Consider the following 12,192-nt stretch of genomic DNA (forward strand, 5'->3'; position numbering starts at 1 on the left):
CTGGCGCTGGCTCCCAATGCTGCCTTGTCCATCCCCGCATGGCATTGCACACACTGTTGCAGCGGGGCGGGCGCGAGCGCTCTGCCCGCGAAGAGGCCATCTACAATGTCCCGCTCCGACCCCGCGCGGGCAATTCGTGGTCGGACGCCCTATAATGCCCGTCAGATTTGAGTCCAGTACAGGTATCCCGATGAAACGTCCAAGTGGTCGCGCCGCCGATCAGCTCCGCTCGATCCGCATCACTCGCAACTACACCAAGCACGCCGAAGGGTCTGTGCTGGTAGAGTTCGGCGACACCAAGGTGATCTGCACCGTCAGCGTCGAAAACGGCGTTCCACGCTTCCTCAAGGGCCAGGGCCAAGGTTGGCTGACGGCCGAATACGGCATGCTGCCACGCGCCACCGGCGACCGTAACCAACGCGAGGCCAGCCGTGGCAAGCAAGGCGGTCGCACCCTGGAAATCCAGCGCCTGATCGGCCGCTCGCTGCGCGCAGCGCTGGACATGAGCAAGCTGGGCGACATCACCCTCTATGTCGATTGCGATGTGATCCAGGCTGATGGCGGTACCCGTACCGCGTCCATCACCGGTGCCATGGTGGCGTTGGTCGATGCCTTGAAAATGGTCAAGAAGCGCGGCGGCCTGAAAGGTGGCGATCCACTCAAGCAGATGATCGCTGCAGTATCGGTGGGCATGTATCAGGGCGAGCCGGTCCTGGACCTGGACTACCTGGAAGACTCCGCAGCCGAGACCGATCTCAATGTGGTGATGACCAGCACCGGTGGCTTCATCGAAGTGCAGGGCACCGCCGAAGGCGCGCCGTTCCAGCCCGCCGAGCTGAACGCCATGCTGGCGCTGGCTCAACACGGCATGGAAGAAATCTTCGCCCTGCAGAAAGTCGCCCTGGGCGAGTGAGGTAACCCCTGTAGCAGCGGGCTGCCACAGGGGATCTGCAAGGTCTGTGGGAGCGGTCATCGGCCGCGGACGGCGCGACGCGGTAGGATCGTCGTAACGCGGTGCTCTTTTCGCGGCCACGGACCGCTCCCACAGGGGATTTGCAGTGTTTGTAGGAGCGGCCACAGGCCGCAAACAAAAAAGCCGACCTTGAGGGGTCGGCTTTTTTGTGCCTGACGATCAGATCGTCAGGGTCCAGTCGTAGTCCACGATCAGTGGCGCATGCTGGGAAAAACGCGGCTGACGCGGCAGGCGCGCGCTGCGCACGAAACGGCGCAGGCCAGGTGTGAGCAGTTGGTAGTCGAAGCGCCAGCCCAGGTTGAGCATCTCGGCCTGTTCGTTGTCGGGCCACCAGCTGTACTGGTCGCCTTCGCGGCTGACTTCGCGCAATGCGTCGACGTAACCCATGTTGCCGACGATTTCGTCCATCCAGGCGCGCTCGGGTGCCAGGAAACCCGGCGACTGCTGACTGTCGCGCCAATTCTTGATGTCGAGTTTCTGTTGCGCTACATACAGCGAGCCACAGTAGATGTATTCGCGACGCTTGCGCCGTTGCTTGTCCAGATACTTGCCGAAGTCGTCCATGAGCTTGAACTTCTGATTCAAGTCTTCATCGCCGTTCATGCCCGAGGGCAACAGCAGGGTGGCAATACTGAGCTTGTCGAAATCTGCCTGCAGATAACGCCCGTAGCGGTCGGCTGTCTCGAAGCCCAGCCCACTGATGACCGCCTTGGGTTGCAACCGCGAGTACAGCGCCACGCCGCCTTGGGCGGGCACTTCGGCATCGCATGCATAAAGGAAGTAGCCGTCCAGTTGGAAGGCGGCGTCGTCCAGTTCAAAGGCGGAAGCACGGGTGTCCTGCAAGCAGATGACGTCGGCATTCTGGGCCTGCAGCCAACTGAGCAACCCGCGCTCGACTGCCGCCTGAATACCATTGACGTTCACACTGATGATCCGCATACATGGCCCCAAAAATCTTGTGCGTGTATGATACCCGAGCTCTACCTAATTAGCTAAATCCGTGGTATCCGAGACTTTTTCGATGCAGGCCTATCAGCGCGACTTCATTCGTTTTGCCATTGATCGAGGCGTTCTGCGTTTCGGCGAATTCACCCTGAAATCAGGGCGTACCAGTCCTTATTTCTTCAATGCCGGCCTGTTCAACACCGGCGCCGCATTGGCTGAACTGGCGCGCTATTATGCCGCAGCCATCGTCGACAGCGGCATCGCCTTCGACGTGTTGTTCGGCCCCGCTTACAAGGGTATTCCCCTGGCGGCCGCCACTTCCGTGCAACTGGCCGAACGGCACCAGCTGGACGTGCCCTGGTGCTTCAATCGCAAGGAAGCCAAGGCGCACGGCGAAGGTGGCAGCCTGGTCGGCTCGCCGTTGGCCGGCAACGTGCTGATCATCGACGACGTGATCACCGCCGGTACGGCCATCCGTGAAGTGATGCAGATCATCCAGCAGCAGGGTGCGACCGCCGCCGGGGTCATGATCGCCTTGAATCGCCAGGAGCGTGGCAACGGCGAGCTGTCTGCCATCCAGGAGGTGGAGCGTGACTTCGCCGTGCCGGTGGTCAGCATCGTTTCGCTGAACCAGGTGCTGGAATTTCTCGCCGACGATGCGCAGCTCAAGCAACATCTGCCGGCGGTCGAAGCCTACCGTGCGCAATACGGTATTTAATCACGTGCGTTTGCGGGCGCTGGCGATCGCAGCGCTTGGTCTGCTGCCGGCCACGCTCATGGCCGCCGAAGCGCCGGGCATGCTGCTCTATCGCTATGTCGACAGCCGCGGCGTGACGGTACTGGACCGCCAGGGTGTACCGCCGGAGTACGTGGGCAAGGGTTATCAGGTGCTCAACCAGACCGGTCGGGTGGTGCAGACGGTGCCACCTGCGCCCACGGCCGAGGAACTGCGTATCAAGCAGCAGGCCGACGTGCAGGCGCAGGCCGATGCGCAGCTGCTCGAGCGCTATCCATCGGTAGAAGAACTGGACAAGGCCTGTGCCCGTCGCCGGGCGGAAATCGATGCGCTGATTGCCGTGGCCACGGCAAACGTGCAGACCTTGCAGGGCCAGCAGGCGACATTGCAGGGGCAGGCCGCCACCCAGGAGCGCGCGGGCCAGGAGGTATCGACGTCGATGCTCGACCAGCTGCGTGATGTGCAGGCCCAAGTTACCGAGCTGCAAACCCGCATCGACAAGCTGCAGCAATCGCGCAGCGAAGCCGACGCCAACTTCGCGCAGCAGCGAGCGAAATTGGTCAAGCTTCTCGAAACTCCCCTGTAGCAGCGACGCAAGCCGTGTCGGGCCTCACCGCGTTCTGCCTGGTCCACCGCATTCACCGCCGACGCGGCTCGCGCCGCTGCTACAGGGGGTGCATTCACCGCCGACGCGGCTCGCGCCGCTGCTACAGGGGAGCATTTACCGCCGACGCGGCTTGCGCCGCTGCTACGGGGGTGTATTTACCGGCGACGCGGCTTGCGCCGCTGCTACAAGGGGAGCATTCACCGCTGACGCGGCTTGCGCCGCTGCTACGGGGGTGCATTTACCGGCGACGCGGCTTGCGCCGCTGCTACGGGGGTGCATTTACCGGCGACGCGGCTTGCGCTGCTGCTACGAGGGTGCATTTACCGGCGACGCGGCTTGCGCCGCTGCTACGGGGGTGCATTTACCGCCGACGCGGCTTGTGCTGCTGCTACAGGGGATCGGGAATTCTGTAGCAGCGGCGCGAGCCGCGTCGGCGATCGCTGCGGTGCGTCTGGCGCACCGCTGTCGGATCAACCGATTTTCTTGTTGCTGATCAGGGTGCCGACGCCGCTGTCGGTGAAGATTTCCAGCAACACGGCGTTGGGGACGCGGCCGTCGATGATGTGCGAGGTGGTCACGCCGCCCTGGACCGCTTCCAGTGCGCAGCGGATCTTTGGCAGCATGCCGCCATAGATGGTGCCGTCCGCGATCAGACCGGCGACCTGCTCGGTGGTCAGGCCGGTCAGCACGTTGCCTTCCTTGTCCATCAAACCGGCGATGTTGGTCAGCAGCATCAGCTTTTCGGCCTTGAGGGCCTCGGCCACCTTGCCCGCCACCAGATCGGCGTTGATGTTGTAGGACTCACCATCCGGGCCGACGCCGATGGGCGCGATCACCGGAATGAAATCGCCGTTGACCAGCATGTTCAGCAGATCGGTATTGACCCCGGTGACTTCCCCGACGTGGCCGATGTCGATGATTTCCGGCTTGGTCATTTCAGGCGTCTGGCGAGTCACCGTGAGCTTGCGCGCGCGGATCAGCTCGGCGTCCTTGCCGGTCAGGCCGATGGCGCTGCCGCCGTGACGGTTGATCAGGTTGACGATGTCCTTGTTGACCTGGCCACCCAGCACCATCTCCACCACGTCCATGGTCTGCGCATCTGTGACCCGCATGCCATCGACGAAATGGCTCTCGATGGACAGGCGCTTGAGCAGGTCGCCGATTTGCGGCCCGCCGCCATGCACCACCACCGGGTTGATGCCGACAGCCTTCATCAGCACGATGTCACGGGCGAAACCGGTCTTGAGCTCTTCGCTCTCCATCGCGTTGCCGCCGTACTTGATCACCAGGGTCTTGCCGACGAAGCGGCGGATATAGGGCAGCGCTTCGGACAATACCTTGGCGACGTTGGTGGCGGCATCACGTTCGAGGGTCATGCAGGGCTCCAGTGAAACAAGTGATCAGAACGGTAGGTGCAGGTCAGGTGCGACTTTCAACAGCTGGGTACGGAAGACGCCCTGGATTCGTTCGAGTTCCTCGGCGTCTTCGGCTTCGAAGCGCGTCACCAGCACCGGGGTGGTGTTGGAGGCACGGACCAGCCCCCAGCCTTTAGGGTAGTCCACGCGCACGCCATCAATGGTGGTGAGCTGCGCGTCGCCCCACTGGGCGCTTTGGTGCAAGGCGTCGATGATGCTGAATTTGCTGTCTTCGGTCACCGGAATATTCAGTTCGGGCGTGGACACATCGTCGGCGAATGCAGCGAAGACCTCTTCGGCGCTGAGGTTTTCCCGGCTGAGGATTTCCAGCAGTCGCGCGGCGCTGTAGATGCCGTCGTCGAAGCCGAACCAGCGTTCCTTGAAGAAGATGTGCCCGCTCATTTCCCCGGCGACCAGCGCGCCGGTGCGCTTCATCTCTTTCTTGATCAGGGAATGCCCTGTCTTCCACATCACCGGACGCCCGCCGTGCTCCTTGATCAGCGGGCCCAGACGACGCGTGCACTTGACGTCGTAGATCACGTCGGCACCGGGATTGCGCGACAGCACATCGCGCGCGAACAGCATCAACAGGCGATCGGGATGAATGATGCGACCGGTGTTGGTCACAACGCCCACACGGTCGGCGTCGCCATCGAAGGCCAGGCCCAGGTCGGCGCCGCTTTCGTCCACCTTGGCAATCAACGCCTGCAGATTGGCGGCTTTGCTCGGGTCGGGATGGTGATTGGGAAAATGCCCGTCGACCTCGCAGAACAATGGGATGACCTCGCAACCCAAGGCCTGGATCAGTTCCGGGGCCACCACCGCGCCTGCACCGTTGCCGCAATCGACCACCACTTTGAGTCGGCGGGTGAGCACGATGTCATCGCGTATCTGTGCGACATAGCGCGGCAGGATGTCCACCTGTTCGACACTGCCCTGGCCCTCGCTGAGGTCGTTGTGCAGCAGGCGCTGGTGCAATGCCAGGATCTGTTCGTTGGCCAGCGTGTCGCCGGCGATCACCACCTTGAAGCCATTGTAGTCGGGCGGGTTGTGGCTGCCGGTGAGCATCACCCCGGAACGTCCGGTCAGCACGTGGTTGGCATAGTACAGCGCCGGTGTCGGCACCAGGCCCACGTCGCTGACGTGGCAGCCGGCGTCGACCAGACCCTGGATCAGCGGCTGCACCAGTTCCGGCCCGGACAGGCGCCCGTCCCGGCCGGCATTGACGTTGGCCTCGCCCATGGCCAGGCTTTGCGCACCGACGGCGCGGCCGACCCAGTAGGCCGTGTCGGCATTCAGGGTACTGCCGACGATGCCGCGGATGTCATAGGCGCGAAAGATCCCGTGGGGCAGTGTCGGTGGCAGGGTGCTCGGATCGGCGACCGGGTCCGCCGCGTCGAGGTCGAGCATGTCGGTGTCCTGAAAGATCGGATTGGTCCAATTGTCCGCGGCAGGCGCCGGCGCGGCGGCAGTGCTGTCAGCGGGTTGCACGCTGGCTTCACGCAGCGACAGCCGCGCCAGGCCCTGTGCCAGGCCGTTGAGCGGCGCCAGGCTGAGGCCGAACGCCTTGACCGCCTTGCCGCCGGACAACTCGTCGAGCAACTGTTCGAGTTGCCGCGCATCGGCCTCGATGCGCGCATACAGCTGGCGCTGGGCAAGACGCACTGCCAGCGCCGCGCAGCCAATGGCAATTGCCGCAGCCAGCATCATCAGGCCCAGCGAACTCCAGGCGAAGGGCGGTTGGAACAACGGCCCCGGGCTGAATTCCAGGCGCCAGTGGGGATTCGACGTCGCGTACGGATAGCGTGTGGCAGACGTGTTGCTGCCTTGCTCGACCAGCAGCTGCGGAGGGCTGCCCAGAACGCTTTGCTGCAGGCGCAACTGGCCGAACTCGGCGTCGGGCAGTGCCAGCGCCTTGACCAGCGGCTGCATGTCGAACCCCAGCAGCAGCGTGCCCAGTACGGGTGACTGCGGGCTTTGCTGGACGGCCGCGACGGTGTAGATCCACCAGCGTCCGTTGACCTTGTAGGCTTCAGGCGGGGTGGCGACGCCGCGTTCGGCGCGGCTGAGCATGTCCAGTACGGCAAAGTTGATCGGGGCAGCGCCCTGCTGGTCGACCTTGGCCTGCCCCGGCAGGTTCAGGCGCACACCTTGCAGGCCGTCGATCAACGGCACGGCATTGGCAGCCTGGGCGATGCCCGCAGGGTCCTGGCTGACCAGTGCGGCCATGAGTGCAGGTGAATGAGCCAGGGCGGCGGCCTGGCCGGCCTGACGCGCGATCGCAGCGTCCAGGCCCGCAGTGAAAGGCGCGGCAGCACTCGCCTCGGCGTTCTGGAAGGCGCGGCCGGCCAGCGGTGCAACCACCAGAAACCAGATCAGCAGCAGGGCGGCGAGCACCCCGGCAATGGCGAGCAGCAACGCCTGGTTGCCAGCGTTGGGCCGTGCGTTCGAAGCCTGGCCGTGCTCGGCCGTCTTGGCATTGCGAGGAAATCCTTTCACCTGTCATCTCCGCATTGAACGCTGTGGAACGGCGTGGTTTTGCCACGGCCGCCTGATCTGCATGGCCGTTTACTGAGTGCCGGAGTGACCGAAACCGCCGGTCCCGCGCTGGCTTTCGTCGAAGCTGTCGACCAGCTCGAAATGGGCTTGCACCACCGGCACCAATACCAGTTGGGCGATACGCTCGCCCACGGTCAGGGTGAACTCGGTGTGGCCACGGTTCCAGCACGAAACCATCAGCTCGCCCTGGTAATCGGAGTCGATCAGACCGACCAGATTGCCCAGCACGATGCCGTGCTTGTGGCCCAGGCCCGAGCGCGGCAGGATCAGCGCCGCCAGGGCCGGATCGCCGATGTAGATCGACAGGCCGGTAGGAATCAGCAGGGTTTGCCCAGGTGCCAGCAGGGTGTCCTGCTGCAGCATGGCGCGCAGGTCCAGGCCGGCGGAGCCGGGCGTGGCGTAGTGGGGCAGCGGGAAGTCCCGGCCCAGGCGTGGGTCGAGGATCTTGGCTTGAAGGGCGTGCATGGTTGTCGTTAAACCTGATCGAGGCGCTTGGCGATGAAGGAAACCAGCTGGCGGGCGATCTTGCCCTTGCTGGTCTGGGCGAAAGCAGTGGTGTGCAACTGGCGGTCGATCACGCTGCAGGCGTTTTCTTCGCTGTTGAAACCAATGCTGGGGTTGGCGACGTCGTTGGCCACGATCAAGTCCAGGTTCTTGTCCTGGAGCTTGCGCGCGGCGTAGTCGAGCAGGTGTTCGGTTTCGGCAGCGAAGCCGACGCTGAAAGGGCGATCGGCGCGACCGGCGATGGTCGCCAGGATGTCCGGGTTGCGCACCATCTGCAGCAACAGGCCGTCACCGCTGGCCGGGTCTTTCTTGAGCTTCTGCGCGGCCACTACTTCGGGGCGATAGTCGGCCACGGCGGCGGATGCGATGAACACGTCGCAGGGCATGCCGGCTTCGCAGGCGGCGAGCATGTCGCGGGCGCTGACTACGTCGATGCGGGTCACGCGGTCGGGCGTGGGCAGGTGCACCGGGCCACAGATCAAAGTGACGCGGGCGCCGGCCTCGACGGCCGCTTCGGCCAGGGCAAAGCCCATCTTGCCGGAGCTGTGGTTGGTGATGTAGCGCACCGGATCGATGTTTTCCTGGGTCGGGCCGGCGGTGATCAGCACGTGCTTGCCGGTCAAGGCCAGGTGCTCGAAGCATTCGGCCGCGCACAGCGCAAGCTCGGTGGCTTCGAGCATGCGGCCCAGGCCGATGTCGCCGCAGGCCTGGCTGCCGGCGGCCGGGCCGAAGACTTTCAGGCCACGGCTGCGCAGCAGGTGCAGGTTGTCCTGAGTGGCCGGATCGCGCCACATGGCCTGGTTCATGGCGGGCGCGATGGCCACGGTGGCGTCGGTGGCCAGTACCAGCGTGGTCAACAGGTCGTTGGCCATGCCCTGCGCCAGGCGCGCCATCAGGTCGGCAGTGGCCGGGGCAATGAGCACCAGGTCGGCCCATTTGGCCAGTTCGATATGACCCATGGCGGCCTCGGCCGCCGGGTCGAGCAGGTCCATATGCACCGGGTGGCCGGAAAGCGCCTGCAACGTCAGCGGCGTGATGAACTCGCTGCCACCCTTGGTCATTACCACGCGCACTTCGGCGCCCTGCTCCAGAAGCCTACGTACCAGCTCGGCGCTCTTGTAGGCGGCAATGCCGCCGCCGACGCCCAGAATGATGCGTTTTCGATACAGCCGCTGCATAGGCCTGCCTTTATCATCTGGTAATAACACCACGGTGAAACCGCCTCCCGGGGCCGGGTCGCCGTGCAAAAAGTTGCGCTAAGATAGCACAGCGCTCGCTATGGAGCAGTGAGGCACATAGACAGGGAGTGGGGATGAGTATTCGCGATTGGCCCGAGGCCGAGCGGCCACGTGAGCGCCTGCTGGCGCATGGTCCGGGCAGTCTTTCCGATGGCGAGCTGCTGGCGATATTCCTGCGCACCGGCGTGGCCGGGCACAGCGCCGTGGACGTCGCGCGCAACCTGCTGATCCGCTTCGGCGGCCTGCGTGCCCTGCTCGAGGCCGACCAGAAAACCTTCAGCCAGCACTTCGGCATGGGGCCTGCCAAATACGCCCAGCTGCAGGCCTCCATCGAGATGAACCGCCGCTACATGGCCGAACGCCTGAACCGCGGACCGGCCATGGAAGATCCCGAGTCGGTGCGCCGCTACCTCAAGGCCAAGCTGCGCCATGAGCGCCAGGAAGTGTTCGGTTGCCTGTTCCTGGACACCAAGCACCAGCCGTTGGGTTTCGAGGTGCTGTTTCGCGGCACGATCGACAGCGCGGCGGTGTATCCGCGCGAAGTGGTCAAGCGAGCCATAGCCATGAACGCTGCGGCGCTGATCCTGACGCACAATCACCCTTCCGGAAACCCGACCCCGAGCCAGGCTGACCGCGCCCTGACTCTGCGCCTCAAGGAGTCACTGGCGTTGGTGGATGTCCGGGTGCTCGACCACATCATCATCGGCGAGGGAGAGCCGCTGTCGATGGTCGAGCATGGCTGGATGTAAGCAGCCTCGCCGCGTCCTATTTACCTACAGACACCTTGGAAAAGTCCTGCCGGCCGAACGGGCTGACGGCGTACCCCTCGACGCCCTTGCGGGCCAGCACGGCCGCCGTCGGGTGCGCCAGTGGCAGCCACAGCGCCTGCTGCTGGATCTGCGCCTGGGCCTGGTGATACAGCTTGCTGCGCTGGGCCTGGTCGGTGACGGCCTTGCCGTCACTGATCAGCTTGTCCAGGGTCTTGTCGCAATAGCGCGCGAAGTTTGTCCCGGACTGTACCGCCGCGCAGGAAAACTGCGGCGTCAGGAAGTTGTCCGGATCACCGTTGTCGCCAGCCCAGCCCATGAACAACAGGTCATGCTCACCGGCCTTGGCACGGCGGATCAGCTCGCCCCATTCGATCACGCGGATCTCGGCCTTGATGCCGACCTTGGCCAGGTCCGCCTGCAGCAGCTGCGCCCCCAGGCTGGGGTTGGGGTTGAGCAGGCTGCCCGATGGGCGGGTCCAGATGGTGGTGTTGAAGCCGTCCTTCAAGCCGGCCTTGGCCAGCAATTCGCGCGCCTTGGCGGTGTCCTGCTGGTAACCCGGCAGGTCCCGCGCATAGCTCCAGGTATTGGGCGGGTAGGGCCCAGTGGCCGCCTCGGCGGTGCCTTCGAACACGGCCTTGAGGTAGCTGTCCTTGTCGAACGCCAGGTTGATCGCCTGGCGCACTTCAGGCTTGTCCAGCGGCGGGTGCTGGCTGTTGATGGCCAGGAACGCGGTCATGAAGGCTTCGGTCTTGATCACCTGAAGGCTCTTGTCGTCGGCGGCTGCGGCGATGTCCAGAGGCTTGGGCGACAGGGTCAGTTGGCACTCGTTGCGCCGCAGCTTCTGCAGGCGCACGTTGGCGTCCGGCGTGATGGCAAAAAGCAGTGGGTCGACAGCAGGTTTGCCGGCGAAGTAATCCGGGTTGGCCTTGTAGCGCACCACGGCGTCCTTCTCGAAGCGCACGAAGATGAACGGACCGCTGCCGATCGGCTGGCTGTTGAGTTTTTCCGGAGTGCCGGCCTGCATCAGTTGCTCGGCGTATTGCGCCGAATAGATCGAGGCGAAACCCATGCTCAAGGTCGCCAGGAACGTCGCATCGGGATGATCCAGGGTGAACCGGACGGTCAGCGGATCAGGCGCCTCGATCTTCTTGATCAGACTCGGCAGCTGCATCGACTGGGCGTGCGGAAAGCCACTCTGCGCGACCTTGTGCCAGGGGTTGGCCGGGTCGAGCATGCGCTGGAAGCTGAACAGCACGTCCTGCGCATTCAGCTCGCGGTCGGGCTTGAAATACGAGGTGCCGTGGAACTTGACGCCGGGGTGCAGCTTGAACGTGTAGGTCAGGCCGTCGGCCGATACGGCCCAGCTGTCCGCCAGGCTGGGAACGACCTTGCCGGCTTTGGCATCGAACTCCACCAAGCGGTTCATCAGCACGTCGGCTGACGCGTTGGTGGTGGTCAGGGAATTGTACTGGACCACGTCGAAGCCTTCGGGGCTGGCCTCGGTACAGACTGTCAGCGGCGCGGCATGAACCAGCGCAGAGGCAAACAGGGGAGCAAGCAAGAACGGCAAAGTCGCAAGACGCATGGTGTGTTCCTTGGCGTGTCGAGGGCCCATCTGCCTATGCAGTCTGGAGAAAAGTCCTACCCTAGAGATGTCCGGCAGCGTTGACTATCCCTAAATCGTTTTTTTGCGCGACGAGTGGTCGTGCCGCAGCGCGCCCGCCACTGCTGCGCATGGGCCAGCAACTGTGTTGCGCGGCACATTGATTGTGCATCTGCAGTTGTTGCACCGAAGGCTTTCTGGTATAAAGCAGCGCTCTTTTCTAGGGCCCTGTTCCTCTGCCTTTACGGTGAGGTGGGTAAGACCCTGAAGAAACGCGGCGCCGTGCGCCAAATGACTGAAAGATAAGCGGCCAACCCATGCCGGGTTGGGCATGTGGTTTTAGAGGGCTGAGGCATGTCGAGAGTCTGTCAAGTTACCGGTAAGGGTCCGGTGACTGGGAATAACATTTCCCACGCAAACAACAAAACCCGTCGTCGTTTCCTGCCGAACCTGCAGCATCACCGCTTCTGGGTTGAAGAAGAGAAACGTTTTGTGCGTCTGCGCGTATCCGCCAAGGGCATGCGTATCATCGACAAGCGTGGCATCACTGTCGTGCTGGCCGAAATCCGTCGCGATGGCGGCAAGGTTTAAGGGAGCTTTATCATGCGTGAATTGATTCGTTTGATCTCGAGCGCCGGTACTGGTCACTTCTACACTACCGACAAGAACAAGCGTACTACCCCGGACAAGATCGAGATCAAGAAATTTGATCCGGTTGTTCGCAAGCACGTGATGTACAAGGAAGGCAAAATCAAGTAATTGATTTTGGCGACCAGAAAAAGGCCCGTATCGAAAGATGCGGGCCTTTTTTTTGGTGTGAATTCTGGCACCGCGGGGATGCT

12 protein-coding genes are annotated in these 12,192 nt (G+C 63.4%); 6 read left to right on the forward strand and 6 right to left on the reverse strand.

The window, feature by feature from the left end:
• Window positions 1-190 precede the first annotated feature (190 nt).
• Complete coding sequence (gene rph, locus IFT98_RS15170) at window positions 191-913, forward strand: ribonuclease PH (protein WP_122479965.1); 723 nt, start codon at window positions 191-193, stop codon at window positions 911-913.
• A 219-nt stretch (window positions 914-1,132) separates the two neighbouring features.
• On the opposite strand, the gene IFT98_RS15175 is transcribed toward rph, so the two are convergent.
• Entirely contained in the window at window positions 1,133-1,912 is a 780-nt protein-coding gene (locus IFT98_RS15175; protein WP_043192186.1) for an exodeoxyribonuclease III, read from the reverse strand.
• Between the two features lie 82 nt (window positions 1,913-1,994).
• Here IFT98_RS15175 and pyrE point away from each other — a divergent pair, with 82 nt between their 5' ends.
• Both pyrE and IFT98_RS15185 read left to right on the forward strand, forming a co-directional pair.
• A complete protein-coding gene (pyrE, locus tag IFT98_RS15180; RefSeq protein ID WP_122479964.1) occupies window positions 1,995-2,636 on the forward strand; it encodes an orotate phosphoribosyltransferase in 642 nt (213 codons plus the stop codon).
• 58 nt (window positions 2,637-2,694) lie between these two features.
• Window positions 2,695-3,240 carry a DUF4124 domain-containing protein gene (locus IFT98_RS15185; RefSeq protein ID WP_192050407.1) on the forward strand — a complete coding sequence of 182 codons (546 nt, stop codon included), beginning with the start codon at window positions 2,695-2,697 and terminating at the stop codon, window positions 3,238-3,240.
• Between the two features lie 491 nt (window positions 3,241-3,731).
• Here the strand turns inward: IFT98_RS15185 and argB are convergent, their stop codons facing one another.
• The 4 genes from argB to coaBC form a co-directional block, all read right to left on the reverse strand.
• Window positions 3,732-4,637: an acetylglutamate kinase gene (gene argB / locus IFT98_RS15190; protein ID WP_043192190.1), complete on the reverse strand. Its 906-nt coding sequence runs from the start codon at window positions 4,635-4,637 to the stop codon at window positions 3,732-3,734.
• 24 nt (window positions 4,638-4,661) lie between these two features.
• On the reverse strand, window positions 4,662-6,086 hold the full coding sequence (locus tag IFT98_RS21005; protein ID WP_244650999.1) for a phosphomannomutase/phosphoglucomutase: 1,425 nt from the start codon (window positions 6,084-6,086) through the stop codon (window positions 4,662-4,664).
• A gap of 1,158 nt (window positions 6,087-7,244) precedes the next feature.
• On the reverse strand, window positions 7,245-7,700 hold the full coding sequence (dut, locus tag IFT98_RS15200; RefSeq protein WP_192050174.1) for a dUTP diphosphatase: 456 nt from the start codon (window positions 7,698-7,700) through the stop codon (window positions 7,245-7,247).
• Between the two features lie 8 nt (window positions 7,701-7,708).
• Window positions 7,709-8,917 carry a bifunctional phosphopantothenoylcysteine decarboxylase/phosphopantothenate--cysteine ligase CoaBC gene (gene coaBC / locus IFT98_RS15205; protein ID WP_192050172.1) on the reverse strand — a complete coding sequence of 403 codons (1,209 nt, stop codon included), beginning with the start codon at window positions 8,915-8,917 and terminating at the stop codon, window positions 7,709-7,711.
• A gap of 134 nt (window positions 8,918-9,051) precedes the next feature.
• Between coaBC and radC the strand changes: the two genes are divergently transcribed.
• Window positions 9,052-9,726 carry a RadC family protein gene (radC, locus tag IFT98_RS15210; protein WP_192050170.1) on the forward strand — a complete coding sequence of 225 codons (675 nt, stop codon included), beginning with the start codon at window positions 9,052-9,054 and terminating at the stop codon, window positions 9,724-9,726.
• Window positions 9,727-9,742: 16 nt separating this feature from the next.
• On the opposite strand, the gene IFT98_RS15215 is transcribed toward radC, so the two are convergent.
• Window positions 9,743-11,332 (reverse strand): ABC transporter substrate-binding protein, encoded by a 1,590-nt coding sequence (locus tag IFT98_RS15215; RefSeq protein WP_192050168.1) that lies wholly within the window; start codon window positions 11,330-11,332, stop codon window positions 9,743-9,745.
• Window positions 11,333-11,704: 372 nt separating this feature from the next.
• On the opposite strand from IFT98_RS15215, the gene rpmB reads away from it, so the two are divergent.
• Together rpmB and rpmG are read left to right on the forward strand one after the other, a co-directional pair.
• Window positions 11,705-11,941, forward strand: coding sequence for a 50S ribosomal protein L28 (rpmB, locus tag IFT98_RS15220; protein ID WP_122479958.1), 237 nt, complete (start codon window positions 11,705-11,707; stop codon window positions 11,939-11,941).
• Window positions 11,942-11,953: 12 nt separating this feature from the next.
• Window positions 11,954-12,109, forward strand: a complete 156-nt coding sequence (gene rpmG, locus IFT98_RS15225; protein WP_022960960.1) for a 50S ribosomal protein L33 — start codon at window positions 11,954-11,956, stop codon at window positions 12,107-12,109.
• Window positions 12,110-12,192: the final 83 nt, after the last annotated feature.

Origin of the sequence: Pseudomonas sp. CFBP 8770 (assembly GCF_014841705.1) — a bacterium.
Lineage (GTDB): Bacteria > Pseudomonadota > Gammaproteobacteria > Pseudomonadales > Pseudomonadaceae > Aquipseudomonas.

Bases quoted from the DNA above. Each gene is read 5' to 3' on its own strand.
- coaBC (WP_192050172.1), bottom strand. From the start codon at position 8,917: ATGCAGCGGCTGTATCGAAAACGCATCATTCTGGGCGTCGGCGGCGGC.
- radC (WP_192050170.1), top strand. From the start codon at position 9,052: ATGAGTATTCGCGATTGGCCCGAGGCCGAGCGGCCACGTGAGCGCCTG.
- rph (WP_122479965.1), top strand. From the start codon at position 191: ATGAAACGTCCAAGTGGTCGCGCCGCCGATCAGCTCCGCTCGATCCGC.
- IFT98_RS15215 (WP_192050168.1), bottom strand. From the start codon at position 11,332: ATGCGTCTTGCGACTTTGCCGTTCTTGCTTGCTCCCCTGTTTGCCTCT.
- rpmB (WP_122479958.1), top strand. From the start codon at position 11,705: ATGTCGAGAGTCTGTCAAGTTACCGGTAAGGGTCCGGTGACTGGGAAT.
- IFT98_RS15175 (WP_043192186.1), bottom strand. From the start codon at position 1,912: ATGCGGATCATCAGTGTGAACGTCAATGGTATTCAGGCGGCAGTCGAG.
- argB (WP_043192190.1), bottom strand. From the start codon at position 4,637: ATGACCCTCGAACGTGATGCCGCCACCAACGTCGCCAAGGTATTGTCC.
- IFT98_RS21005 (WP_244650999.1), bottom strand. From the start codon at position 6,086: ATGCTCGACCTCGACGCGGCGGACCCGGTCGCCGATCCGAGCACCCTG.
- dut (WP_192050174.1), bottom strand. From the start codon at position 7,700: ATGCACGCCCTTCAAGCCAAGATCCTCGACCCACGCCTGGGCCGGGAC.
- pyrE (WP_122479964.1), top strand. From the start codon at position 1,995: ATGCAGGCCTATCAGCGCGACTTCATTCGTTTTGCCATTGATCGAGGC.
- IFT98_RS15185 (WP_192050407.1), top strand. From the start codon at position 2,695: ATGGCCGCCGAAGCGCCGGGCATGCTGCTCTATCGCTATGTCGACAGC.
- rpmG (WP_022960960.1), top strand. From the start codon at position 11,954: ATGCGTGAATTGATTCGTTTGATCTCGAGCGCCGGTACTGGTCACTTC.